24 protein-coding genes are annotated in these 25456 nt (G+C 66.7%); 11 read left to right on the forward strand and 13 right to left on the reverse strand.

The window, feature by feature from the left end; genetic code table 11:
* Positions 1 to 2: 2 nt before the first annotated feature.
* The 8 genes from AC06FE_RS09275 to AC06FE_RS09310 all read left to right on the forward strand — a co-directional run bounded on the left by AC06FE_RS09275 (position 3) and on the right by AC06FE_RS09310 (position 9927).
* Complete coding sequence (locus AC06FE_RS09275; protein WP_478072872.1) at positions 3 to 1220, forward strand: ABC transporter permease; 1218 nt, start codon at positions 3 to 5, stop codon at positions 1218 to 1220.
* 18 nt (positions 1221 to 1238) lie between these two features.
* The gene (locus tag AC06FE_RS09280; RefSeq protein ID WP_313252305.1) at positions 1239 to 2543 is read left to right on the forward strand and encodes an ABC transporter permease; all 1305 of its coding nucleotides are present in this window, start codon (positions 1239 to 1241) and stop codon (positions 2541 to 2543) included.
* A gap of 165 nt (positions 2544 to 2708) precedes the next feature.
* Positions 2709 to 3932: an ABC transporter permease gene (locus tag AC06FE_RS09285; RefSeq protein WP_132865758.1), complete on the forward strand. Its 1224-nt coding sequence runs from the start codon at positions 2709 to 2711 to the stop codon at positions 3930 to 3932.
* Between the two features lie 18 nt (positions 3933 to 3950).
* Positions 3951 to 5264, forward strand: a complete 1314-nt coding sequence (locus tag AC06FE_RS09290) for an ABC transporter permease (protein WP_446539901.1) — start codon at positions 3951 to 3953, stop codon at positions 5262 to 5264.
* 107 nt (positions 5265 to 5371) lie between these two features.
* A complete protein-coding gene (locus AC06FE_RS09295; RefSeq protein ID WP_192287747.1) occupies positions 5372 to 6595 on the forward strand; it encodes an ABC transporter permease in 1224 nt (407 codons plus the stop codon).
* A 16-nt stretch (positions 6596 to 6611) separates the two neighbouring features.
* Complete coding sequence (locus tag AC06FE_RS09300) at positions 6612 to 7091, forward strand: nuclear transport factor 2 family protein (RefSeq protein ID WP_478072873.1); 480 nt, start codon at positions 6612 to 6614, stop codon at positions 7089 to 7091.
* A 126-nt stretch (positions 7092 to 7217) separates the two neighbouring features.
* The gene (locus tag AC06FE_RS09305; protein WP_478072874.1) at positions 7218 to 8564 is read left to right on the forward strand and encodes a sigma-54-dependent transcriptional regulator; all 1347 of its coding nucleotides are present in this window, start codon (positions 7218 to 7220) and stop codon (positions 8562 to 8564) included.
* 10 nt (positions 8565 to 8574) lie between these two features.
* Complete coding sequence (locus AC06FE_RS09310; protein WP_478072891.1) at positions 8575 to 9927, forward strand: sensor histidine kinase; 1353 nt, start codon at positions 8575 to 8577, stop codon at positions 9925 to 9927.
* Between the two features lie 19 nt (positions 9928 to 9946).
* On the opposite strand, the gene AC06FE_RS09315 is transcribed toward AC06FE_RS09310, so the two are convergent.
* Both AC06FE_RS09315 and glmU read right to left on the reverse strand, forming a co-directional pair.
* Positions 9947 to 10480, reverse strand: coding sequence for a GNAT family N-acetyltransferase (locus tag AC06FE_RS09315; RefSeq protein WP_478072875.1), 534 nt, complete (start codon positions 10478 to 10480; stop codon positions 9947 to 9949).
* Positions 10449 to 11816, reverse strand: a complete 1368-nt coding sequence (gene glmU / locus AC06FE_RS09320) for a bifunctional UDP-N-acetylglucosamine diphosphorylase/glucosamine-1-phosphate N-acetyltransferase GlmU (protein WP_478072876.1) — start codon at positions 11814 to 11816, stop codon at positions 10449 to 10451. Before glmU ends, AC06FE_RS09315 begins: the two co-directional genes overlap by 32 nt.
* 199 nt (positions 11817 to 12015) lie before the next feature.
* Between glmU and AC06FE_RS09325 the strand changes: the two genes are divergently transcribed.
* Positions 12016 to 13890: a hypothetical protein gene (locus AC06FE_RS09325; protein ID WP_478072877.1), complete on the forward strand. Its 1875-nt coding sequence runs from the start codon at positions 12016 to 12018 to the stop codon at positions 13888 to 13890.
* Positions 13887 to 14264 carry a GtrA family protein gene (locus AC06FE_RS09330; protein ID WP_192287752.1) on the forward strand — a complete coding sequence of 126 codons (378 nt, stop codon included), beginning with the start codon at positions 13887 to 13889 and terminating at the stop codon, positions 14262 to 14264. Before AC06FE_RS09325 ends, AC06FE_RS09330 begins: the two co-directional genes overlap by 4 nt.
* 230 nt (positions 14265 to 14494) lie before the next feature.
* Here AC06FE_RS09330 and AC06FE_RS09335 read toward each other — a convergent pair whose 3' ends face one another.
* The 9 genes from AC06FE_RS09335 to AC06FE_RS09375 all read right to left on the reverse strand — a co-directional run bounded on the left by AC06FE_RS09335 (position 14495) and on the right by AC06FE_RS09375 (position 21659).
* On the reverse strand, positions 14495 to 14917 hold the full coding sequence (locus AC06FE_RS09335) for a F0F1 ATP synthase subunit epsilon (RefSeq protein WP_132865768.1): 423 nt from the start codon (positions 14915 to 14917) through the stop codon (positions 14495 to 14497).
* An 83-nt stretch (positions 14918 to 15000) separates the two neighbouring features.
* The gene (gene atpD / locus AC06FE_RS09340) at positions 15001 to 16407 is read right to left on the reverse strand and encodes a F0F1 ATP synthase subunit beta (protein WP_192287753.1); all 1407 of its coding nucleotides are present in this window, start codon (positions 16405 to 16407) and stop codon (positions 15001 to 15003) included.
* A 37-nt stretch (positions 16408 to 16444) separates the two neighbouring features.
* Positions 16445 to 17308 carry a F0F1 ATP synthase subunit gamma gene (atpG, locus tag AC06FE_RS09345; RefSeq protein WP_132865770.1) on the reverse strand — a complete coding sequence of 288 codons (864 nt, stop codon included), beginning with the start codon at positions 17306 to 17308 and terminating at the stop codon, positions 16445 to 16447.
* Positions 17309 to 17385: 77 nt separating this feature from the next.
* Positions 17386 to 18933, reverse strand: coding sequence for a F0F1 ATP synthase subunit alpha (gene atpA, locus AC06FE_RS09350; RefSeq protein WP_192287754.1), 1548 nt, complete (start codon positions 18931 to 18933; stop codon positions 17386 to 17388).
* A 45-nt stretch (positions 18934 to 18978) separates the two neighbouring features.
* The gene (locus AC06FE_RS09355; RefSeq protein ID WP_132865772.1) at positions 18979 to 19506 is read right to left on the reverse strand and encodes a F0F1 ATP synthase subunit delta; all 528 of its coding nucleotides are present in this window, start codon (positions 19504 to 19506) and stop codon (positions 18979 to 18981) included.
* 3 nt (positions 19507 to 19509) lie between these two features.
* A complete protein-coding gene (locus tag AC06FE_RS09360) occupies positions 19510 to 19980 on the reverse strand; it encodes a F0F1 ATP synthase subunit B (protein WP_132865773.1) in 471 nt (156 codons plus the stop codon).
* A 115-nt stretch (positions 19981 to 20095) separates the two neighbouring features.
* Positions 20096 to 20398, reverse strand: coding sequence for a F0F1 ATP synthase subunit C (gene atpE, locus AC06FE_RS09365; protein ID WP_054661978.1), 303 nt, complete (start codon positions 20396 to 20398; stop codon positions 20096 to 20098).
* 73 nt (positions 20399 to 20471) lie between these two features.
* Positions 20472 to 21269: a F0F1 ATP synthase subunit A gene (gene atpB / locus AC06FE_RS09370; RefSeq protein ID WP_192287755.1), complete on the reverse strand. Its 798-nt coding sequence runs from the start codon at positions 21267 to 21269 to the stop codon at positions 20472 to 20474.
* A 24-nt stretch (positions 21270 to 21293) separates the two neighbouring features.
* Positions 21294 to 21659 carry an ATP synthase subunit I gene (locus AC06FE_RS09375; protein WP_192287756.1) on the reverse strand — a complete coding sequence of 122 codons (366 nt, stop codon included), beginning with the start codon at positions 21657 to 21659 and terminating at the stop codon, positions 21294 to 21296.
* A gap of 441 nt (positions 21660 to 22100) precedes the next feature.
* On the opposite strand from AC06FE_RS09375, the gene AC06FE_RS09380 reads away from it, so the two are divergent.
* The gene (locus tag AC06FE_RS09380; protein WP_478072878.1) at positions 22101 to 22925 is read left to right on the forward strand and encodes a hypothetical protein; all 825 of its coding nucleotides are present in this window, start codon (positions 22101 to 22103) and stop codon (positions 22923 to 22925) included.
* A 118-nt stretch (positions 22926 to 23043) separates the two neighbouring features.
* On the opposite strand, the gene AC06FE_RS09385 is transcribed toward AC06FE_RS09380, so the two are convergent.
* Complete coding sequence (locus AC06FE_RS09385; protein WP_478072879.1) at positions 23044 to 23751, reverse strand: DUF6624 domain-containing protein; 708 nt, start codon at positions 23749 to 23751, stop codon at positions 23044 to 23046.
* Positions 23752 to 23828: 77 nt separating this feature from the next.
* On the reverse strand, positions 23829 to 25456 hold a 1628-nt coding region (lpdA, locus tag AC06FE_RS09390; protein ID WP_478072880.1), incomplete at its 5' end, for a dihydrolipoyl dehydrogenase.

The following is a 25456-nucleotide window of genomic DNA, read 5'->3' on the forward strand; positions in this document are numbered from 1 at the left end:
GCATGGATATCAAACCCATCCTGGTCGCACTGTCGCGCCACCGCATCGCCGCCTCCCTGATCACCCTGGAGATCGCGCTGGCCTGCGCGGTGCTGTGCAACGCGCTGTTCCTGGCGGTTTCGCGCATGGACATGATCGGCATGAACAGCGGCGTGGACGAGAGCCGCGTCGCCGCCCTCAGCCTCGATGACTGCGACGGCTGCCAGCCGGCCGAACTCAACGGCCGCTGGCTGCAGCAGCTGCGCAGCCAGCCCGGCGTGCAGGCGGTGGGCGTGGTCAACGCCGTGCCGTTCGGCCAGCGTGCCGGCACCGCCGGCATCAGCCTGGACCCCGAAGGCAAGCACTTCGGCGGCGTGCCGCATTTCTACCTGCTCGACCCCGGCGCGATCGACGTGATGCAGCTCAAGCCGGTGCAGGGCCGCAGCTTCACCGATGGCGACTTCCAGCCGGTGGAGAACTACCTGCCCGAGAGCGCCCAGGTGTGGATCACCCGCGCCCTGGCCGCCCACCTGTGGCCGGGGGAATCGGCGCTCGGCAAGCAGTTCTGGATGTCCAGCAACCGCTTCACCGTGGCCGGCGTGCTGGAACACTTCGCCCGTCCCGACCCGGGCCGCAGCGAGAGCGGAGTGGCCAGCGCGCAATGGTCGGTGATCGTGCCGGTCCTCACCCACGCGCAGAGCGGCACCTACGTGCTGCGCGCCGATGCGGCGGACCTGCCGGCAATCATCCGCGACGCGGCGGCCGCTGCCTCCAAGGTCACCCCCGAAGCCATCCTGTCCAGCGACTACAGCGCCACGCTGGCCCAGCTGCGTGACACCTACTTCCGCCAGGACCGGGCGATGACCCGCCTGCTGCTCGGCGTGTGCCTGGCGATGCTGCTGGTGACCGCGCTGGGCATCATCGGCCTGGCCAGCTTCTGGGTGCAGCAACGCACCAAGCAGATTGGCATCCGCCGTGCGCTGGGGGCCACCCGGCGCCAGATCATCGGCTACTTCCAGACCGAGAACCTGCTGCTGACCGGCTTCGGCATCGTGCTGGGGATGCTGCTGGCCTTCGCCGGCAACCAGGTGCTGATGCACTACTTCGAGATCGACCGCCTGCCGCTGTACTACCTGCCCGTCGGCGCCGTACTGCTGTTGCTGCTCGGGCAGGTCGCCGTGATCGGCCCTGCCCTGCGCGCGGCTGCCATCCCACCCATCGTCGCCACCCGTAGCGTTTGACCTCGCCGAGGACTTCCCATGTTCAGCTACTACTTCAAACTCGCGATCCGCAGTTTCGGTCGCAACAAGATCCTCACCACGCTGATGGTGCTGGCGATCGCCCTGGGCATCGGCGCGGCGATGACGACGCTGACCGTGTTCAAGGTGCTCTCCGGCGACCCGATCCCGCAGAAGAGCGACCGGCTGTTCTACGTGCAGTTGGACCCCTACACGAAGGAGGGCTACCAGCCGGGCGAGGAGCCGGAGCGGCAGCTGACCCGCTTCGATGCCGAGGAACTGCTGCGGCAAAAGAAGGCACCGCGCCAGGCGATGATGACCGGCGGCGGCGGCATCCTCGATCCGCGCGTGGACGCGCTCAAGCCGTTCAGCGTCGAGATGCGCTACACCTCGGCCGACTTCTTCCCGATGTTCGAGACCCCCTTCCTGTATGGCAACGGCTGGAGCGCTGGGGAGGACGCCGGCCGCAGCCGCGTGGCGGTGCTCAGCAAGTCCCTCAACGAGAAGCTGTTCAAGGGTGAGAACAGCGTCGGCAAGGACGTGCTGATCGAAGGCCATGCGATGCGCGTGGTCGGCGTGCTGAACGACTGGAACCCGCGCCCGAAGTTCTACGACATCACCACCGGCCGCTTCGACCGCGAGGAAAGCGTGCTGCTGCCGTTCTCCACCTTCATCGACCTGAAGCTGGAACGCAACGGCAACATGAACTGCTTCGGCCGCGAGATCGTCAACGACGCGCAGGCATTGAACGTGCCCTGCTCGTGGGTGCAGTACTGGGTGGAGCTTGATTCGCCCAGCGACGCCGGTGACTTCAAGGCCTACCTGGACAACTATTCCGAACAGCAGCGTGCCTCCGGCCGCTTCGAGCGCCCGGCCAACACCCGCCTGCGCAACGTGATGGAGTGGATGGACTTCACCCAGGTCGTGCCGGGCGACGTGCGCCTGCAGATGTGGCTGGCCTTCGGCTTCCTGCTGGTGTGCCTGGTCAACACGGTGGGCCTGCTGCTGGCCAAGTTCCTGCGCCGCAGCGGCGAGATCGGCGTGCGTCGCGCACTGGGTGCCAGCCGCAGCGAGATCTTCAAGCAATGCCTGGTCGAGGCCGGCACCGTCGGCCTGGCCGGCGGCATGCTCGGCCTGGTGTTCGCGCTGCTCGGCCTGTGGGCGGTACGCCAGCGCCCCGCCGCGTACGCCTCGCTCGCCCACCTGGACGGCTCGATGCTGCTGGTCACCTTCGCGCTGGCCGTGTTCGCCAGCCTGCTGGCCGGCGTCCTGCCCGCCTGGCGGGCCATGCAGGTCACGCCCGCACTGCAGCTGAAGAGCCAATGAGGTACCGGGCCGGGGCGTGCGCGGCGGCAAGCCGCCACGCCACGACCTTCCGCGTAGTGCCGTCCCCAACGCCTGGCGGGGGGCGGGGTTGAAGAAGGGTTCGATCCACTCCCCTTTCATCCTCGCACCTCTTCACCTTACTCCTCGCTCCACCGGAGAACCCGCATGGAAATCCGCCCCATCCTCTCGACGCTGTCGCGGCACAAGACCGCCGCCGCCTTGATCGTGCTGGAGATCGCGCTGAGCTGCGCGATCATCTGCAACGCGCTGTTCATCGTCTCCCAGCGCATCGAAGTCATGGAACTCCCCAGCGGCATCGACGAAAGCCACCTGCTGGAGATCGGCCTGAGCGGCATCGGCGAGCAGGTCGATGCCGATGCGCGTACCGCCGAAGACATCGCCACGCTGCGCGCCATCCCCGGCGTGGAGAACGTCGCCATCACCAACCAGCTGCCGTTCCAGAGCGGCTCGTGGAATACCTCGCTGTCGGCCAGCCCTGAACCCGATGCGCAGTCGGTCAACGGCGCGCAGTACATGTTCGGCGAGAACATGGTGAAGACGCTGGGACTGGAGCTGCTCGCCGGCCGTGACTTCAATGCCGACGAGTACAGGAGCAACGAAGAGCTGTCCAAGACCACCGCCACCGAGCAGATGCCTTCCAGCGCCATCCTCACCGACGCGATGGCCCGGCAGTTCTTCCCCGATGGCAACGCCGTCGGCAAGACCGTCTACATGCTGGGCATCCCGATCACCGTGGTCGGCGTGGCCAAGACCCTGCTGCGCCCCAACATGCAGAACAACAACCGCACCTACGGGGTGATCTTCCCGATCCGCATGAGCTTCTCCGGCGGTGGCCGCTACATCATCCGCGTCGCCGACCCCGCGCGCCGCGACGAGGTGATGAAGCAGGCATTGGCGACCCTGGAGAAGAACGACCCGAACCGGCTGGTGTGGACCAACCTCACACTCGAGGAGAAGCGCGCCAAGAACTTCGCCAACGACCGCGACATGATCGGCCTGCTGCTGATCGTCAGCGGCCTGCTGTTGCTGGTGACCGCGGTGGGCATCATCGGCCTGGCCAGCTTCTGGGTGCAGCAGCGCACCAAGCAGATCGGCATCCGGCGCGCCCTGGGCGCCACCCGCGGCCAGATCCTGCGCTACTTCCAGACCGAGAACTTCCTGCTGGCCGGCATCGGCATCGTGCTGGGCATGCTGCTGGCCTACAGCCTGAACTACTGGCTGATGGGGCGCTACGAGCTGCCACGCCTGCCGTTGCTGTACCTGCCGGTCGGTGCGGTGTTGCTGTGGGTGATCGGGCAGATCGCGGTGTTCGGCCCGGCCCGTCGTGCCGCCTCGATCCCGCCGGCCGTGGCCACCCGCAGCGCCTGACCACGACAAAGGGATCCCATGTTCGGCTACTACCTGCAACTGGCCTTGCGCGGCTTCGGCCGCAACAAGGTGCTGACCACGCTCATGGTGCTGACCATCGCGGTCGGCATCGGTGCGACGATGACCACGCTGGGGCTGTACTTCGTGCTCTCCGGCGACCCCATCCCGCACAAGAGCGGCCAGCTGTACTACGCGCAGCTGGAACCCCGCACGCTGGGCAAGGACGCTACACTGGACAAGGATCCACCGCGGCAGATGAGCCGCTATGACGCCGAGGAGCTGCTGCGGCAGAAACGCGCCGACCGCCAGGCGGTGATGTCGGCCGGCGCGGTCACCGTGCAGCCAGCCGGCAGCGCGGCCCAGCCGTTCCGGGCGATGGCGCGCTACACCTCGGCCGACTTCTTCGCGATGTTCGACGTGCCGCTGCACAGCGGCAATGCCTGGAACGCGGCCGATGACGAGGCCCGCGCGCAGGTGGCGGTCATCGACCGCAAGCTGGCCGCCACCCTGTTCGGCAACGATACCGCGGTGGGCCGGGAAATGCGGCTGCCGCAGGGCGTGTTCCGGGTGGTCGGCGTGATGGACGACTGGCGCCCGGCCCCGCGCTTCTACGACCTGAGCAGCCAGCGTTACGGTGGCGACGAGCAGGTACTGCTGCCGTTCTCGACCTCGCGCGCACTGAAGCTGGACACGCAGGGCAGCGTGCATTGCTGGGGCAACAGCAGCGGCGTGGACGGCGGCAACTATGGCCTCAACGCGCCCTGCGCATGGCTGCAGTATTGGGTGGAGCTGGACTCGCCGCAGAAGGCGCGGGACTACCTCAAGTACCTGGCCGACTACTCCGACAGCCAACGCGCCAGTGGTCGCTTCGAACGCCCCACCAACGTGCGCCTGTACAGCGTGATGGACTGGCTGGACTTCAACCGCATCGTGCCCAACGACGTGCGCCTGCAGATGTGGCTGGCGTTCGGCTTCCTGCTGGTCTGCCTGCTCAACACGGTGAGCCTGCTGCTGGCCAAGTTCCTGCGCCGCAGCGGCGAGATCGGCATCCGCCGCTCGCTCGGCGCATCCCGCGCGGATATCTTCCGGCAATGCCTGACCGAAGCCGGCGTGATCGGCTTCGTCGGCGGCGCGCTGGGGTTGGGCTTCGCCGCCTTCGGCCTGTGGCTGATCCGCCAGCAGCCCGATGAGTACGCCAAGCTCGCCCACATGGACACCACCACGCTGTGGCTGACCTTCGCCCTGGCCGTCACCGTCAGCCTGCTTGCCGGCCTGTTGCCGGCATGGCGCGCGATGAAGGTGCCGCCAGCCCTGCAGCTCAAGAGCCAGTAATACGCTTCGGACCGAACCTGCTTGGGGAGGGACGCTCCGGCTCTCCCCCTTTTTTCAGGACTCCGTCCATCGTCCGACGCGCTCCCCGCACTCCCAGGCAGATGACCATGGAAATCCTCCCCATCCTCACCACGCTGTCGCGGCACAAGACCGCCGCCCTGCTGATCGTACTGGAGATCGCACTGAGCTGCGCCATCATCTGCAACGCGGTGTTCATCATCCGCAACCGCATCGCCGAGCTGCAGCTCAGCAGCGGCGTTGCCGATGACGAGCTGGTCTACCTGGCCACCAGCAGCCTGCTGCCGGACGTCAACATGGACGCACTGCGCAAGCAGGACCTCCAGGCGCTGGCCGCGATCCCCGGCGTGCAGGCGGTCAGCAGCGTCAACCAGATCCCCTATGGCGGCAACATCTGGTCCTCCGATGTGCGTCTGGAGGCAAGCCAGACCCGTCCCTCCGCGACCGCGGCCATCTACATGGACGATGGCCGCATGCAGCAGACCTTCGCGCTGCGGATCGCCCAGGGCCGCGGCTTCAACCCCGACGAATACATCGACAACAGCAGCTTCGATCCGAACCAGGTCGGCACCGGCATCCCCGCCGTCATCCTGGGCCGTTCGCTGGCGCAGACGCTTTTCCCGGGCCAGGACGCGGTGGGCAAGCAGCTATACGTGTGGGGCGAGAAACAACCGCCGTCACCGGTGGTCGGGGTGATCGAGGACCTGCTCGCGCCGGGCGAGGCGGGTACCTTCGCCAACCGCTACCACTCCATGATGTTCCCGATCCGGGTCTCCAATGGTGCGTACGCGATCCGCACCACGCCGGACCAGCGCGAGGCGGTGCTGAAGGCCGCCATCGACGCGCTCCACGCCACCGACCCGAACCGCCTCATCGAACAGCAGGGCACGCTGGAACAGATGCGTGCCGACTTCCACCAGCGCGACCGCTCGGTGATCTGGCTGTTGCTGGCCGTCAGCGCCGCGCTGTTGGCGGTCACCGCGTTCGGCGTGCTCGGCCTGGCCAGCTTCTGGGTGCAGCAGCGCACCAAGCAGATCGGTATCCGGCGGGCACTGGGGGCCACGCGCGGCAACATCCTGCGTTACTTCCAGGTGGAGAACTTCATGCTCAGCAGCGCCGGCATCGTGCTCGGCCTGCTGCTGGCCTATGGCCTGAACCTGCTGCTGATGCACTACTACGAGCTGCCACGCCTGCCGCTGGCCTACCTGCCCGTCGCCGCGCTGCTGCTCTGGCTGCTTGGCCAGCTGGCGGTGCTCGGCCCGGCGCGCCGGGCGGCTTCCATCCCACCGGCCGTTGCCACGCGCAGCGCCTGAACCTGGCGAGGTATCGATGAAGACCCCCCTGCTCCCCCTGCTGCTCGCACTGGCCTGCACGCCGGCGATGGCCGCCGAAGGAGACGACCTGACCGCGACCATCACCGCGCTGGACCACGCGGTGTTCGACAGCTTCAACCACTGTTCGGACCCGGCGCAGCTGCGTCGCCACGCCAGCTACTTCGATGCGGCGGTGGAGTTCTACCACGACACCGGCGGCGTCACCTGGACGCGTGATGCCATGCTCGCCAACACCGCCAGGCATGCCTGCGGCCACTTCACCCGCGAACTGCTGCCGGAAACGCTGGAGGTCTTCCCGGTGAAGGACTTCGGCGCCATCGCGCGCGGCCAGCACCGTTTCTGCGACAGCGCCAGCGGCAAATGCGAAGGGCTGGCCGACTTCACCATCGTCTGGCGCCTGGGCGATGGGCAATGGCAGATCACGCGGGTGCTCAGCTATGGGCACCGCGCGATTGCCGCCGACAGCGCACGATGACGCCGCTCCGGCAGTGGGGCCGCCAGGCCTGCCGGCAACCGGCCCCGCTGCCAGCGCCACCGCTAGCGTGTAATGTGCTGGACCCGACGTCCTGTTGCCGCCTCCCTTCCGGTTTCCACGATTCCCATGCCGCAGATCCTGATCATCGACGACAACACCGCCGTGGCCACCGCACTGGAGGTGCTGTTCTCCCTGCATGACATCGACACCCGCCACGCCAGCTCGCCCGAGCAGGGGCTGGCGATGCTGGCCGAGCAGGAGTTCGACCTGGTCCTGCAGGACATGAACTTCACCGCCGACACCACCTCCGGCGAGGAAGGCCAGGCGTTGTTCCGTGACATCCGCCAGGCCTATCCGGACCTGCCGGTGATCCTGCTCACCGCCTGGACCCACCTGGACAGCGCGGTGGAACTGGTCAAGGCCGGTGCCGCCGACTACCTGGCCAAGCCCTGGGACGATGGCCGCCTGCTGACCACGGTCAACAACCTGCTGGAGCTGGCCGAGACCCGCCGCGAGCTGGCCCGTCGCCGCCAGCGCGAGCTGGCCCAGCGCAAGAGCCTGAACGAGCGTTACGACCTGCGCGGCGTGGTGTTCGCCGACCCGGCCAGCGAACGGGTGATCGCCCTGGCCTGCCAGGTCGCCCGCTCCGACCTGCCCGTGCTGATCACCGGCCCCAACGGCGCCGGCAAGGAGAAGATCGCCGAGATCATCCAGGCCAATTCGCCCAACCGCAAAGGCCCGTTCGTCGCCCTCAACTGCGGTGCCATCCCGGCCGAACTGATCGAGGCCGAACTGTTCGGCGCCGAGGCCGGTGCCTACACCGGCGCCAACAAGGCGCGCGAGGGCAAGTTCGAGGCCGCCGATGGCGGCACGCTGTTCCTGGACGAGATCGGCAACCTGTCGCTGACCGGGCAGATGAAGCTGCTGCGCGTGCTGGAAACCGGCCGCTTCGAGCGGCTGGGCTCCAACCGCGAGCGCCAGGTCAAGGTGCGCGTGGTCAGCGCCACCAATGCCGACCTGCCGGCGATGATCCGTGATGGCAGCTTCCGCGAAGACCTGTACTACCGGCTCAACACCGTCGAACTGGTGCTGCCGCCGCTGGGCGAACGCCGCGAGGACATCCTGCCGCTGGCGCGGTTCTTCCTCGGGCAGGACAACAAGCCGCTCTCGCCGCAGGCCGCGCAGGCGCTGCAGCGCCACACCTGGCCGGGCAACGTGCGCGAACTGCGCAACGTGATCCAGCGCGCCGCCCTGCTCGCGCAGGGGCCGCGCATCGAGGTGGCCGACCTCAACCTGCCGCGCGCCCCCGCGCGCCCGACCGCCGCGCACGGCGCCGAGGAACCGGACCGCGAACGCATCATCGCCGCGCTGTCGCACGCCGGTGGCGTCATCGCCCAGGCCGCCGCCGAGCTGGGCATGAGCCGGCAGGCGCTGTACCGGCGCATGGACCGCCACGGCATCCCGCGCGAATGACACGGCCATGCTGAAGTCGCGCTCGTTCACCCTCACCCTGTTCCTGCGCCTGCTGCCGGTGCTGGCGCTGGCCGCCGCGTTGCCGTGGCTGCTGGCCTACTGGATGGACCATGGCTGGTGGGTGGTGGCCACCTCCACGGTGATCCTGCTTTCCCTGATGTGGTGGGCGCTGCGCCGGGCCACCGCACCGATCCGCTCGTTGCTGCGCGCCCTGTCCGGCACCACCAGCAGCTACCGCGACGGCGAGTACAACTTCGGCGTCCATTGGCGCGGCAAGGATGAGTTCGCCCAGCTGGTGCAGGCCCATGCCGAACTGGGCGAGGTACTGCGCGAACAGCGGCAATCGCTGGTGCAGCGCGAGCTGCTGCTGGACACCATGGTGCAGAACACGCCGGTGGCGATGCTGCTGTTGACCGACGGCGGCGACGGCATCCAGCGCGTGGCGTTCTCCAACGTCGCCGCACGCAAACTGCTGCACGGTGGCTGGAAGCTGGAAGGCCAGCGCATGCCCGACCTGCTGGAGAACATGCCCACCGAGCTGCGCAACGCCATCTCGCGCGGCGGCGACAGCCTGTTCGCGGTCCGCGACCCGGAGGCCTTCGAGGGCGATGAGGACGACGAGCAGATCTACCACCTGTCGCGCCGCAACTTCCATCTCAACGGCCGCCCGCACGAACTGCTGCTGCTGCGCCTGCTCACCGCCGAACTGCGCCGCCAGGAAGTGCAGACCTGGAAGAAGGTGATCCGCGTCATCAGCCACGAGCTCAACAACTCGCTGGCACCCATCGCCTCGCTCGCCCATTCCGGCGCCGAACTGGTGCGACGCAACCGCACCGAGCGGCTGGAGAACATCTTCGGCACCATTGAGGAACGCGCGCGCCACCTGGAGGGTTTCATCCGTGGCTACGCGCGTTTCGCCAAGCTGCCGCAGCCACAGTTGCAGACGGTCATCTGGGCCAACTTCCTGCACAGCCTGCAGCAGCAGATCCCGTTCCGCATGGACCCGGTGCCGGAGGACCTGAGCAGCCGCCTGGACCCGGCCCAGTTCGCCCAGGCGCTGCTGAACCTGCTCAAGAACGCGCACGAGGCCAGTGACGACAACGGCGCCGCCGGCGAGGGCGTGGAAGTGCGCCTGGCGCGCCTGCCACATTGGCTGCGCATCGAGATCCTGGACCGCGGCATCGGCATGAACGAAGCAGTGCTGCAGAACGCGCTGATGCCGTTCTACTCGACCAAGCGCAACGGCACCGGCCTGGGCCTGGCCCTGACCCGCGAGATCATCGAGGCCCACGCCGGCCGGATCTCGCTGCAGAACCGCACCGAGGGCGGCCTGTGCGTGACGGTGCTGTTGCCGCACGACTGAGCCGCACGCGGCCGTCCATTCACAGCGCCCGTTGCATCGCCACGCGCAACGCCATCGGGAAGCCCGCGGCGGCCTCCTCGGCCATCACCGCGTGCATCGCCGCGCTCCAGCTTTCGCGTGGCCACACGGCAAAGCCTTCGCTCGCATAGAAGCCGGCGTTCCACGGCACGTCACTCAGGGTGGTCAGCACCGCGCGCCGATGTCCGCGGCCGGCGCCCTGCGCCAGCGCATGCCGCAACAACGCCCGCCCGTGTCCCTGGCGGCCCTGCTGTGGCAAGACATCCATCTGCAGCACGTGGAAATCCTCATCCAGCACGCCGGCCAGCAGGTAACCGGCAACATCGCCCGTGGCGCCTTCGGTCACCCACAACGCATCCTCGCGCAGACCCTGCGCGAAGACCGCCGCATCGGTCGGGCAGGCGGAAAACACCGCCCACGCCGGATGCCCGCGCAGGCGCTGCCCGGCCTGCTGCTCGATCAACGGCAGCAGCGCCAGCTCCTCCGGCCGCGCCAGGCGCGGCTCAGGACTTCTTGACGGGCCGTGTCCAGCCATCGATGGTCTGCTGCCGGGTGCGCGCCACGGTCAGCTTTCCTTCCGGCGCATCGCGGGTGATCACCGAGCCGGCACCGATGGTCGCGCCGTCGGCCAGGGTCACCGGCGCCACCAGCGAGCTGTTGGAGCCGACGAACACCTTGTCGCCGATGACGGTCTGGAACTTGTTCACGCCGTCGTAGTTGCAGGTGATGGTGCCGGCGCCGATGTTGGTGCCGCTGCCGATCACCGCATCGCCCAGGTAGGTCAGGTGGTTGGCCTTGCTGCCCTCGCCCAGCGTGGCCTTCTTGGTCTCCACGAAGTTGCCCACGTGCACGCCGTCGGCCAGCACCGTGCCCGGCCGCAGCCGCGCGAACGGGCCGATCTGTGCGGCGCCTTCGCTGACCACGCCTTCCAGGTCGCAGTGCGGGCGCACTTCGGTGCCGGCACCGAGCTTGACGTCCTTCAGCCGCACGAACGCGCCGATGCTCACCCCGTCACCCAGTTCAACCTCGCCTTCCAGCACCACGTTGGCATCGATCTGCACGTCACGGCCGACCTTCACCGTGCCACGCTGGTCCAGGCGCGCCGGGTCGAGCAGGCGGGCACCCTGCTCGCACAATGCCCTGGCCGCGCGCAGCTGCCAGGCCCGCTCCAGCTGCGACAGCTGCCACGGATCATTCGCGCCCTCGGCCTCCTGTGCGTCGGCCACGTGCACCAACCCGGCCGGCGTGTACTCCGAGGCCGCCGAGGCGAACACGTCGGTCAGGTAGTACTCGCCCTGCGCGTTGGCGTTGGACAGCGCCGACAACCAGCGCCGCAGCGCGGTCGACTCGGCGGTGATGATGCCGGTGTTGATGGTACGGATGCGCTTGTGCTCATCGTCGGCATCCTTCTGCTCGACGATCGCGGCCACCTTGCCCTCGGCATCGCGCACGATCCGCCCGTAGCCGGTCGGGTCATCCAGATCGGCGACCAGCACCGCCAGGCGCGGCGCATCGTCGATCAACGCCTGCAGGGTCTGCGCGCGGATCAGTGGCACGTCGCCATACAGCACCAGCACCTGCGCCATGTCCGGCACGTCCGGCATCGCCTGCTGGACCGCGTGGCCGGTGCCCAGCTGTTCCTTCTGCTCGGCCCAGACCAGGTCCGTCTGTCCGGCGAAGGCCGTGCGCACCGCTTCACCGCCATGGCCGTAGACCACGTGGATACCCGCCGGCTGCAGCTGCCGCGCCGCTTCGATGACATGCGCCAGCATCGGGCGCCCGGCGATGGGTTGCAGCACCTTGGGCAACACTGACTTCATGCGTTTGCCAGCGCCAGCAGCCAGGATGATCACATGTAGGGGATGACTCATCGGTTTTCCACCTGCCAATACAGGAATGCGTTCGTTGGCTGATAGCATAGGCGACCGCCCCTATCTCCTGCAGAACCGAATGGAAGCGCCTCCTGCACGTCTGGCCCGGCCTCTTGTCTGGCTCGGACCGCTCGCCCTGCTCATTGGCCTGGCAACACCGGAGTTATGGGCGACCCGGCCCCTCAGCAGGGCTGGCGAATTGCTGGTGCTCGGCCTGCTGGTCGCCGGCCTGTCCTGGCTTCCGGCCCGGCTGTGGCGTGGTGCGCAGGCAAGCTGGGCACTGGCCCTGTGGGGCGTGCTGCTGTGCGTGTTCGCCGGCCCGCTGCCGGTGTTCGCCACCGCCTTGCTGGCCCTGGCTGCGATCGCCGCCGGTAGCCTGCTGCTCCCGCGTGGCCCGATCGGCCTGCAGGCCGTGCTCGGCCTGCTGCTGATCGCAGGAACCCTCGGCTGGCTGCTCACGTTGCCCATTCACAACGGCTGGGGGTATCTGCTGGCCTGCGTGGCACTGCTGGCCATCCGCCGCACCCAGGTAACCGGCACGCTGCATGAAGCTGCCAGCCACTGGCAATCGGCCGTTGCCGCGACGCCACGGCTGGCCACGTTCTGCGTGATCGTGATGGGCCTGGCTGCAGCCAGTTGCTGGCTGCCCACCCTGCAGTACGACGACCTGGCCTATCACCTGCGCCTGCCGTGGCAGCTGCAGCAACAGGGCTTCTACAGCCCGGCACCCGAACATCAGGTGTGGGCGTTCGCGCCCTGGGCCTCGGACGTGGTACAGGCCGTCACCCAGCTGATCGCCCACCAGGAAGCGCGCGGGCCGGTCAACGCCCTGTGGCTGCTGCTGCTCGCCAGCGGGTTCTGGCAGCTGGCCGCCCGATTGGATGCACCCGTCGCTGGCCGCTGGCTGGCCGCGGCCGTGGCGCTGAGCCAGCCGCTGACCACGGCGCTGGCCGGCGGCATGCAGACCGAGCTGCCGATCGCCGCTGCGCTGGCCTGGCTGTTCGCGCTCGTCGCCGGCCCCCGCGATGGCAGTTTCCGCTTCTGGCTGGCACTGGCCGTGCTGTGCGGCGGTCTGGCGGCAATCAAGACCTCCGCCGCGGTGATGGCGGTGGTGCCGTTGCTCTGGGCCCTGATCCGCCATCCTTGGCCATCGCTGCCACGCATTGGCGCGGTGTTCCTGCTGGGGCTGGCGGTCGCCGGCGCGAGCTACGCGCACGGCCAGGTCCTGGCCGGCAACCCGGTGCTGCCGCTGCTCAACGGTTGGTTCCAGTCGCCGTACTACGCGCCCACCAACTTCTTCGATGACCGCTGGCACAGCGGCTTCAGCCCCTTGCTGTTGTGGCAGATGAGCTTCCATACCGACCGATTCCTCGAAGCGTTCGCCGGTGGCGGCAGCTTCGTGCTGGTCGCACTGCTCGGCCCCTGGCTGCTGGCGCTGTTCAACCGCAGCACCCGTGCCGCCGCCATCGCCGCCTCGCTGGTACTGCTGCTGCCGCTGCTGCCCCTGCAATACATGCGCTACGCCTATCCCGGGTTGGCGGTGTTGGCCGCCGTGCTGGTCACGGCGATGTGCCGGGTGAACCTGCGCCATGCCACATGGATCGCGATCGGGCTGTGCGTGCTGCAGTTGTGCTTCCAGGCAAGCGCTCACTGGACGCTGCGCTATGGCGCCATCAAGGAGACCGTGAAAGCCGCGGGGCGCGACGCGCCGCTGCTGGAGCACTACGCACCGGAACGCATTCTGGCCAAGGCCATGCGCGATGGCGGCGGGCCGCAAGGCAACGTGCTGCTACTGGACCCTGCGCAGGCGTTCTACGCTGAATTTGGCAGTCGCGGCCGCACCCTCAGCTGGTACTCGCCGCCGCTGTCACAGGCAGCCATCGGGGCGGCTGGGGATGCCAGCGGCCAGACCTGGCTCGCCGTACTGCGGAACGAAGGGGTCAGTGACGTGATCCTGCACAGCGAGACCGTAACTCCTGCCCAACGCGCCGCATTGGAGTTGGCGCACGCCACCCACCGCGATACCGTCCGTCAGGTCGAATGGTGGTCGATCCCCGCGGAAAACACGCCATGACGCTCGCCCGCCAAGGCTGGCTGTTCCTGCTGATGGGATTCCTGCAATGGATCCTGGATTGGGCGGTCACCGTGGCCCTGAGCCACTTCGGGGTCCCCTTGGAGGTGGCCAACGTCTGCGGGCGCATCACCGGCGCCCTGCTCGGCTTCTGGTTGAACGGCACGATCACGTTCTCCACCAGCACGCCGCTGGGCCGCCGGCATCTGGTGCGCTTCATCATTGCCTGGATCGTGCTGACCATCATCAGCACCTGGGCCGTCGGCTTGGTCGGACACAGCGCCGGCCTGCAGTACGCATGGCTGGCCAAGCCGGTGGTCGAAGCGGTACTGGCCGTCGCCAGCTTCTTCATCTCCCGCTACTGGATCTACCGCTGACGCACTGCGGCGGCTGATGGCACCGTCATTTCCCTGCCACCCTGCCGCACCGGTTCACGTCCACCACGACACGGAACCCTCACTCGCCGCTTATCCGCTCTCCGGGGGAGGTGGTGGTCACTGCGTCAGAGGAGCTTTCCACGGAGCTGGCACGCTTCCTCCAGCCTTGCAGCCGCCCAAACAAGAACGCCGGCCCAGGGCCGGCGTTCTCGCATGCGCTGCGGGCAGCCTCAGTGCTTGAGGGTGCGACGCAGACGCTCCAGCGCCTGCAACTGCGCGGTGACTTCTGCCAGACGCTGCTGTGCTTCGGCCAGCTCCATGGCTTCGCCACGGTTGGCGAGCACGCGCTCGGCTTCTTCCTTGGCCTTGCGCACGGCAGCTTCGTCGATGTCGGTGGCGCGGATGGCGGTGTCGGCCAGCACGGTCACGACCTGCGGCTGGACTTCCAGGATGCCGCCGGAGATGGCGAAATCCAGGTGCTCGCCAGCTGCCGTGGTGACCACGACCTTGCCCGGCTTCAGGCGGGTGATCAGCGGTGCGTGCTTGGGCGCGATGCCCAGCTCGCCCAGCTCACCGGTGGCCACGACCAGGGTCGCTTCGCCGCTGAAGATCTGCTGCTCGGCACTGACGATGTCGCAACGGATGGTGCTCATGGAAATCTCTTCGCCTGGTTGGGTGGGCCTGCGCCCACCGCAGGATGCCGCGAAGGCGGAGCGAACTCCGCCCTATGCGGGAATTAGGCCTTTTCAGCCATCTTCTTGGCCTTCTCGACCGCTTCGTCGATGCCGCCGACCATGTAGAACGCCTGCTCCGGCAGGTGGTCGTACTCACCGTCCACGATGGCCTTGAAGCCACGGATGGTGTCCTTCAGCGGCACGTACTTGCCCGGCGAGCCGGTGAACACTTCGGCCACGTGGAACGGCTGGCTGAAGAAGCGCTCGATCTTGCGGGCGCGGGTCACGGCCTGCTTGTCTTCCTCGGACAGTTCGTCCATGCCCAGGATGGCGATGATGTCCTTCAGTTCCTTGTACTTCTGCAGGGTCTGCTGGACGCGCTGGGCGGTTTCGTAATGCTCGTTGCCGATGACCTGCGGGTCCATCTGGCGCGAGGTCGAGTCCAGCGGATCCACGGCCGGGTAGATACCCAGCGAGGCGATCGAACGCGACAGGGTCACGGTCGAGTCCAAGTGGGCGAACGTGGTGGCCGGCGACGGGTCGGTCAAGTCATCGGCCGGCACGTACACGGCCTGGATCGAGGTGATCGAACCGGTCTTGGTCGAGGTGATGCGCTCCTGCAGGACGCCCATTTCCTCAGCCAGGGTCGGCTGGTAACCCACGGCCGACGGCATGCGGCCCAGCAGTGCCGACACTTCGGTACCGGCCAGCGTGTAGCGGTAGATGTTGTCGACGAACAGCAGCACGTCCTTGCCCTTGCCGTTGGCGTCCTTCTCGTCGCGGAAGTACTCGGCCATGGTCAGGCCGGTCAGGGCGACGCGCAGACGGTTGCCCGGCGGCTCGTTCATCTGGCCGTACACCATCGCGACCTTGTCCAGGACGTTGGAGTCCTTCATCTCGTGGTAGAAGTCGTTGCCCTCACGGGTACGCTCACCCACGCCGGCGAACACGGACAGACCGCTGTGCGCCTTGGCGATGTTGTTGATCAGCTCCATCATGTTGACGGTCTTGCCGACGCCGGCGCCGCCGAACAGGCCAACCTTGCCGCCCTTGGCGAACGGGCACATCAGGTCGATCACCTTGATGCCGGTTTCCAGCAGCTCGGTCGAGGAAGACTGGTCTTCGTACGACGGGGCGGCGCGGTGGATTTCCCAGTTGTCCGAAGCGGCAACCGGGCCGGCTTCGTCGATCGGGCGACCCAGCACGTCCATGATGCGGCCCAGGGTACCGGCACCGACCGGCACCGAGATGGCGCGGTTGGTGTTGACGGTGACCAGGCCACGCTTCAGGCCATCGGTCGAACCGAGGGCGATGGTGCGGACGATGCCGTCACCCAGCTGCTGCTGGACTTCCAGCGTGATTTCGGTGTTTTCCACCTTCAGCGCGTCGTACACCTTCGGTACGTCGCTGCGCGGGAATTCGACGTCGACGACCGCGCCGATGATCTGAACGATCTTGCCCTGACTCATTGCTGCATCCTCTAAATGTGTGCTTTGACTGTGCGCGTCAGACTGCTGCCGCGCCGCCGACGATTTCGGAGATTTCCTGGGTGATCGCTGCCTGGCGGGCCTTGTTGTAGACCAGCTGCAGGGTTCCGATCAGCTTGTTCGCGTTGTCGCTCGCCGCCTTCATCGCCACCATGCGTGCCGCATGCTCGGAAGCAACGTTCTCCAGCACGGCCTGGTACACCAGCGACTCGATGTAACGCGTGATCACGTGCTCGAGCACGGTCGCGGCATCGGGTTCGTACAGGTAGTCCCAGTCGTGCGAAGCCACCTGCGTTTCGCTGGCCGGCAACGGCAGCAGCTGGTCGAAGGAGGCCTTCTGCGTCATCGTGTTGATGAAACGGTTGTAGACCAGGTACACGCGGTCGACCTTGCCTTCGGTGAAGGCGTCGAGCATGACCTTGATCACGCCGATCAGCGTTTCCAGCTTCGGCTGGTCGCCGATGTGGGTGACGCTGCCGACCATGTTCACGTTGACGCGACGGAAGAACACGCTGGCCTTCTGGCCGACGGTCACCATGTCGATCTCGGCGCCCTTCTCCTGCCAGCCGCGCATCTCGGCCACGGCCTTGCGGAACAGGTTGTTGTTCAGGCCGCCGGCCAGACCGCGATCGGAAGAGATCACGATGTAGCCCACGCGCTTGACGTTCTCGCGCTCAACCAGGAACGGGTGCTGGAAATCGGTGCTGGCCTGGGCCAGGTGGCCGATCACCTGCTTCATCGCCTGCGCGTACGGACGCGAGGTCTTCATCCGATCCTGCGCCTTGCGGATCTTGGAGGCCGAGACCATTTCGAGCGCGCGCGTCACCTTGCGGGTGTTCTGCACGCTCTTGATCTTGGTTTTGATTTCGCGTCCGCTTGCCATCTCTTATTCCCGTAGAGCGGGGCTGAGCCCCGCTTTATCAGTGTGAAGCGGAGCATGACTCCGCTCTACCTGCGCAGTTACCAGGTGCCGGTGCTCTTGAAATCGGAGATGCCCTTCTTGAAGGCCGCCTCGATCTCGTCGTTCCAGCCACCGGTGGCGTTGATCTTGGAGACCAGCTCGCCGGCGGTGTTGGCAAAGTGCGCGTGCAGGCCGGCTTCGAAGGCCAGCAGCTTGTTGACCGGCACGTCGTCGAGGTAACCCTCGTTGACGGCGTAGATCGACAGCGCCTGGTCGGCGATGGACATCGGCAGGTACTGCTTCTGCTTCATCAGCTCGGTGACGCGCTGGCCGCGCTCCAGCTGCTTGCGGGTCGCTTCGTCCAGGTCCGAGGCGAACTGCGCGAACGCGGCCAGCTCACGGTACTGGGCCAGCGAGATACGGATGCCGCCGGACAGCTTCTTGATGATCTTGGTCTGGGCCGAGCCACCCACGCGCGACACCGAGATACCGGCGTTGACGGCCGGACGGATACCGGCGTTGAACAGGTCGGTTTCCAGGAAGATCTGGCCGTCGGTGATCGAGATCACGTTGGTCGGAACGAAGGCGGACACGTCGCCGGCCTGGGTTTCGATGATCGGCAGCGCGGTCAGCGAACCGGTCTTGCCGGTGACCTTGCCTTCGGTGAACTTCTCCACGTACTCCTCCGACACGCGGGCTGCGCGCTCGAGCAGGCGGGAGTGCAGGTAGAACACGTCACCCGGGTAGGCTTCACGGCCCGGCGGGCGCTTGAGCAGCAGCGAGATCTGGCGGTAGGCAACGGCCTGCTTGGACAGGTCGTCGTACACGATCAGGGCGTCTTCGCCGCGGTCCATGAAGTACTCGCCCATGGTGCAGCCGGAGTAGGCGCTGATGTACTGCATCGCGGCCGATTCCGAAGCGGTGGCGGCCACGACCACGGTGTGGGCCAGCGCGCCGTTCTCTTCCAGCTTGCGCACGATGTTGGCCACGGTCGAGGCCTTCTGGCCGATCGCGACGTACACGCACTTGATGCCGGTGCCCTTCTGGTTGATCACCGCGTCGATGGCCATCGCGGTCTTGCCGGTCTGGCGGTCACCGATGATCAGCTCGCGCTGGCCACGGCCGATCGGGATCATCGAGTCGACCGACTTGTAGCCGGTCTGCACCGGCTGGTCGACGGACTTGCGCCAGATCACGCCCGGGGCAACGCGCTCCACCGGGGCGGTCAGGTGGGTGCCCAGCGGGCCCTTGCCGTCGATCGGCTCGCCCAGGGCGTTGACCACGCGGCCCAGCATTTCCGGACCCACCGGCACTTCCAGGATGCGACCGGTGGTCTTGGCCACGTCGCCTTCGCGCAGGTGCTCGTAGTCACCCAGCACCACGGCGCCGACCGAATCGCGCTCCAGGTTCAGCGCCAGTGCGTAGGTGTTGTTCGGCAGTTCGATCATTTCGCCCTGCATCACGTCAGCCAGGCCGTAGATGCGCACGATGCCGTCGGACACCGAGGTGACGGTGCCTTCGTTGCGCGATTCCGCGGACAGGGCGACCTTCTCGATGCGGTTCTTGATCAGTTCGCTGATTTCGGAGGGGTTGAGCGTGGTAGCCATCGTCAAGTCCTAGTGCCGGCAATCAAGCCGGACGTTAAATTGAATTCAGTGTGCGAGCGCGGTCTGCAGGCGGGACAGCTTGCCCTTGAGCGAACCATCGATGACCACATCGCCGGCATCGATCACGGCGCCGCCGATCAGCGAAGCGTCCACCGCGGTCGATACCTCGACGTCGCGGCCGAAGCGCCTGCGCAGCGCGGCCTTGATCTTTTCCAGCTCGTCAGCCGACAGCTCGGCCGCCGAGGTCACCGTGGCCTTGACCACGTTTTCGGCCTCGGCGCGCATCTGGTCGAACAGGCCGGCGATTTCCGGCAGCTGCTGCAGGCGGTGCGACTCGGCCAGCAGGTTCAGGAAGCGGCCGAAGGTTTCACCCGCCGCTTCCGGGGCCAGCAGGGCGACGGCGTCGCCGCGGCCCAGCTCCGGATTGGAGAGCAGGGCCGACACGCGCGGATCGGCGGCAACGCGGGCGGAGAACGCAAGCGCGTCCGACCACGGCGCGAACTTGCCTTCCTCGCGCGCAATCGCGAAAGCGGCGCGGGCGTACGGGCGAGCAAGCGTGAGGGCCTGGCTCATCTATCAGATCTCCGCGGCCAGCTCGTCGAGCAGCGCCTTGTGGGCGTTGGCATCGATTTCGCGCTTGAGCAGCTTTTCTGCGCCGGTCACGGCCAGGGCGGACACCTGCTTGCGCAGATCTTCGCGGGCACGGTTGGCGGCAGCGTCGATTTCGGCCTGGGCCAGTTCTTTCTGGCGGTTGGCTTCGGCGATGGCTTCGTTCTTGGCGGCTTCAACGATCTGGTTCGCCCGGGCGTGCGCCTGGTCGATGATCTCGTTGGCCTTGCCACGAGCTTCCTTCAGCGCCTCGTTGACCTTCACTTCGGCCTGGGCCAGGTCTTTCTGGCTGCGGTCGGCAGCAGCGAGGCCTTCAGCGATCTTCTGCTGGCGCTCTTCGATGGCCTTCAACAGCGGCGGCCAGATCTTGGTCGCGATGATCCAGATCAGCGCGGCAAAGGCCAGGGCCTGTGCAAAGAGGGTGAGATTGATATTCATGAATTAGCTCGATCGCTGGTGTCGGGGGTGGCTGCGCCGCCGTGGCGGCGCAACCGAACCTTCATCCGAAGCCCGGCGCCTTCAGCAGGCACCGGACTGTCTCACTGCAGCTGGATCAGCCTGCCAGCTTGGCGGCTTCGGCCAGCAGGGCAGCAGCCAGCGGGTTGGCGAAGGCCAGCAGCAGGCCAACGGCGACCGAGATGATGAATGCGGCGTCGATCAGGCCGGCGGTGATGAACATGCGGACCTGCAGGACCGGGATCAGTTCCGGCTGGCGAGCGGCCGACTCCAGGAACTTACCAGCCATGATGGCCAGACCCAGACCGGCGCCCAGCGCGGCCAGGCCGATCATGATGCCAACGGCAAGGGCGGTGGAGCTCTGAACTTGGGCGAGATTGGTCAGGACGGCGAAGTACATGGTTTTCTCCAGGAACTTAAGTAGCTAAGGGTGATGAAACGGATGAAGGTTGGAACTGGTTGAAGCTTGTAACTCAGTGGCTGTCTTCCGACAGGCTCAGGTACACGATCGACAGCATCATGAAGATGAAGGCCTGCAGCGGGATCACCAGCAGGTGGAACAGCATCCAGCCAAGGCCGAACACGCCACCGGCAACAGCACCGAACACACCGGCGCCGCCCAGCACCCAGATCAGCAGGAAGACGATTTCGCCGCCGAACATGTTGCCGAACAGTCGCATCGCCAGCGAAATCGGCTTGCTCAGCCACTCGACGATGTTGAGGATCAGGTTGAAGGGCATCATCCACTTGCCGAACGGAGCGGTCAGGAACTCCTTGATGAAGCCGACCAGGCCCTTGGAGCTGAGCGAGAAGAAGACCATCAGGAAGAACACGCTGATCGACATGCCCAGGGTGGCATTCACGTCGGCGGTCGGGACCGGCTTCCAGTAGTGCACGCCCGCCCATTCCAGCGGCTTGGCGATGAAGTCGGCCGGGATCATCTTGATGAGGTTCATCAACAGGATCCAGAAGAAGATGGTGATCGCGATCGGCGTCACCAGCTTGCTCTTGCCGTGGTAGGTGTCCTTGGCCTGGCGGTCAACGAACTCCAGGCAGATTTCAACGAAGGCCTGCCACTTGCCCGGCACGCCGGCCGTGGCCTTGCGGGTCGCCATCCAGAAGGCGAAGACCATCAGCAGGCCCATCAGCACCGCGGTGACGATCGTATCGACGTGGATGGTCCAGAACGCGCCGCCGTCCCCGACCTTGGCGGTCAGATTCTGCAGGTGATGCTGGATGTAGGTGGTAGGGGTAAGAGCCTCGCCCGCCATGAGTCCGGAACCTTTATAAATGGATCAACGCCTGGCCAGAGCCAGAACCTGGAACATCAGCGCCACTGGAATTGCGGCCAGCAGCGCCAAAGGAGGAAGCCGCCACCAGACAAACGCCAGCACCAGCACAACAACGATCAACACGATCTTCAGCGCGAACCCCAGGAACAGGCGGATCATTGCTGAACCGGCAGCCTGAACGCCGCCACCGAGCCCAACCCACGCCGCCAGAACGGTTCCCGCCACCACCGTCACGCCCGAGACGAGCGCGCCAAGTGCGTACTTCGGCCCCATGAACAGGAAGGCCAGAGCCAGGACCACCACTGCTGCCAGCGGATAGACCGCGGCGCGCAACATCAGTCGCCGACCCGCGTCAACGGAGTTCAGCACGTCAAAGTGTCCTGCACAGGTGAATAAAGGGAACCGAGCCGCGCGTGGGCGCCTCGTCGAGCCGCGAAAGTATAACAGCGGGACATTTTGCGAGACAACCGCCATCAGCCTGCCCTTTTGACTATGCAAGTTGCCGCATTTGCTGGTTTTTTCTCCTGCCCACCGGGGCCGGGCGGGCGGGCGATATTGCGCTGCAGCAGCGGGAACTTCCTGTCAACCGGCCTGTCAGATTGTCCGTGTCCGTCGACATTACTCGTCGAATGCCCCGGCGGACCGGGTGAGGTGGTGCCGCCCGTCCCCTGCGGCACCACCTCACCGCACCTCTCGCCTGCTCCGTGATTTCCGCCCGCGCATGCACATCGCGTGCACGCTCCGGTCACGTCGATGGTACGTGCGATCACCGATAGTCCATTGCTTTCCCGCAACACGAGAAAGCATGCGATGCGCCAACTCAACCTCCTCCCCGTGATCGCCCCCTGCGCGCTGGCGCTGGGCCTGTTCCATGCATTGCCGGTGCACGCCGCCGAAGAGGACCCGCGCTTCACGCTGCGGCTGGGCGCGATGAACATCGACACCGACAACACCATCCGCGGCAGTACCGTGATCGGTGGCCAGCCGATCAACCTGTCCGAGGATTTCGGCATGGGCGGCAAGGAGTGGGAACCGCGCGTGGATGGCCTGTTCCGCATCAGCGACCGCCAGCGCCTGATCTTCGACTACTTCAAATACGACAAGGATCGCCGCCAGACGCTGGGCGAAACGGTGAGCTACGGCGACACCACGGTGCCGGCCGGCAGCTTCGTCAAGGGCGAGCTGAAGTACCAGGTGGCCACGCTGGTCTATGACTACTCGGTGGTGGACAGCGAGAAGTTCGACGTCGGCCTGCAGCTGGGCGCCGAGTACGCCAAGGTCAGCGCCGATGCCTATGCCGACCTGGGCGACCTCTACCGGGGCCGCTTCCTCAACGAGAAGACCGACGGCATCGCGCCGGTGGTCGGCGCGCGCGTGACGTTCACGCCCTCCGAGCACTGGCTGATCAACCTGCAGGGCCAGTACCTCAACACGCGCTGGGGCAACTTCGACGACTACAAGGGCGACCTCAGCCGCGCCAATGCCATCGTGCAGTACAACTTCAACCAGAACTTCGGCATCTTCGCCGGCTACGACTGGTTCAAGCTGGATGCCGACAAGCGCGGCAGCGACGGCGTGATCGGCCTGAAGCAGGAGTTCAAGGGCCCGCTGGCAGGCGTGAGCCTGTCGTTCTGATCGACGGCGTACGTGCCAGGCGCTGCCTGGCACGTCACGCTGTGTGGTGGTGGTGCCAAGCCCTGCCCGGCACGCGGCCTCGGCAGGAAAGCCCCTGCGGAGCTACCGGCCGCACTGTTTACAGCAGCTTGCCGTCCGCATCGGTGGCCGGTGCCGGGAACATCTCCACGGCGACGCAGAGGTAATCGGCCAGCGGCATCAGGCCCAGCGCGGCACGACGCGCATCAACCTGTTCGGGCGCTTCCATCGGCTTGGGTTGCCACCTGCTGCTGATCGCCGCCAGCTGGCTGCCATAGCGCTGCGGCTTGCCGGTGTTGACCAGCACGCGATCAACCAGCAACGCGTACTCACGCGCGGAGACTTCACCGCTGTCCACCTTCGGCGCCAGGCCCTCCAGCACCTGCTGCTGGAAGGCCGCATCGGTGTCGGCATGCTGCACCAGCAACCATGCTGCGGCCATGCCATCGGCGCCCACTTCACGCACGCCCGGCAGGCCGTGATGGTCGGCGACGATCTGCTTGATCCTCGGCAGGTTGGCGGCGTCCACCGCCAGCATCTTCGTGATCATCTCCTGCGACCAGTCGCCGTCACGCGCCTCCTGGTCGACGCGTGCCATTTCCAGCAGCTGCTCGCGCAGCGGTGGCGCACTGGGCGTGATGCCGGCCCATCGGCGCGCGTCCTCGGCCTTGCGTGCTTCCTCGGCCTTGGCGAAAACCGCCGCTGCAGGGCACTTCAGCAATGCCGCCGCCAGCTCCGGGTCTTCTTCCTCGGCGCAGGCGTTGCCTGCGCATGCCAATACCGCCATCACCGCGACCGCTCGCAACATTCCCATTCTCCCCTGCGACATCCGCAAACAACGACGCCCCGGTGAAGGGGCGTCGTGACGATCACTTCGTATGCAGCTTACTTCTTCTTCGGAAGGTACAGGTCGGTGATGGTGCCGTCGTAGATCTCCGAGGCCATCGCCACCGACTCGCTCAGGGTCGGGTGGGCATGGATGGTGTGACCGATGTCCTCGGCCTCGGCACCCATCTCGATGGCCAGGCCGATCTCGGCCAGCAGTTCACCGGCGTGCACGCCGACGATGGCGCCACCGATGACGCGGTGGGTTTCCTCATCGAAGATCAGCTTGGTGAAGCCTTCGGTACGCGCGATGCCGATGGCGCGGCCGCTGGCCGCCCACGGGAACTTGGCCACGCCGACCTTCAGGCCCTTGGCCTTGGCCTCGGTCTCCGTGACACCCACCCACGCGATCTCCGGGTTGGTGTAGGCCACCGACGGGATCACCCGCGCCACCCACTCCTTCTTCTCGCCGAAGGCCACTTCGGCCGCCAGCTTGCCTTCGTGCGTGGCCTTGTGGGCCAGCATCGGGTTACCGACGATGTCGCCGATGGCGAAGATGTGCGGCACGTTGGTGCGCATCTGGCGATCGACCGGGATGAAGCCGCGGTCGGTGACTTCGACGCCGGCCTTGTCGGCATCGATCTTCCTGCCGTTGGCCGAGCGGCCGACGGCCACCAGCACGCGATCGAAGGTGCCGCTTTCCATCGCCGGCTTCTCGCCCTCGGTGGCGGCCTCGAAGGTGACGGTGATGCCCTTCTTGTCGGCGGTCACGCCCGAGGCCTTGGTCTTGAGGTGGACCTCGATGCCCTGCTTCTTCAGACGGTCGGCCAGCGGCTTGACCAGGTCCTTGTCGGCGCCCGGCATCAGCTGGTCCATGAACTCGACCACGGTGACCTTGGCACCCAGCGCGCTGTACACGGTGGCCATTTCCAGGCCGATGATGCCGCCGCCGACGACCAGCAGCGAACCCGGCACTTCGGCCAGTTCCAGCGCGTCGGTGGAATCCATCACGCGCTTGTCGTCCCACGGGAAGTTCGGCAGCTTCACTGCCTGCGAACCGGCGGCGATGATGCACTGCTCGAAGCGCAGCAGCTGGGTCTTGCCGTCGTCGGCGGTGATTTCCAGCTCGTTGGCCGAAACGAACCTGGCCACGCCCTGCACGGTACGGATCTTGCGCTGCTTGGCCATGCCGGCCAGGCCCTTGGTCAGCTGGCCGACGACCTTTTCCTTGTAGCTGCGCAGCTTGTCCAGGCTGATCTTCGGCGCGCCGTACGCGATGCCCAGTTCATCGGCATGCGCGGCATGGTCGATGATCTCGGCCGCGTGCAGCAGGGCCTTGGACGGGATGCAGCCGACATTGAGGCAGACGCCACCGAGGCTGGCGTAGCGCTCGATCAGCACGGTGTCCATGCCCAGGTCGGCGGCGCGGAACGCGGCCGTGTAGCCGCCCGGGCCAGCGCCCAGCACCACGATGCGGCATTCGATGTCGGCGGCGCGGCCGGTCGATGGCAGTGCCTTGGCGGCCACGGCCGGGTCCGGTGCGCGGTGCGACGGGGTCACCGGCGGCTTGCTGCCCGGGACGGCCTTGGCCGCTGCGGGTGCGGCACCGGCAGCCTCCAGCACCACCACCACGTCACCCTGCGAGAGCTTGTCGTCGAGCTTGACCTTGATTTCCTTGACCACGCCGT

The sequence above is a fragment of the Stenotrophomonas sp. Steno-C18 genome (assembly GCF_056393195.1).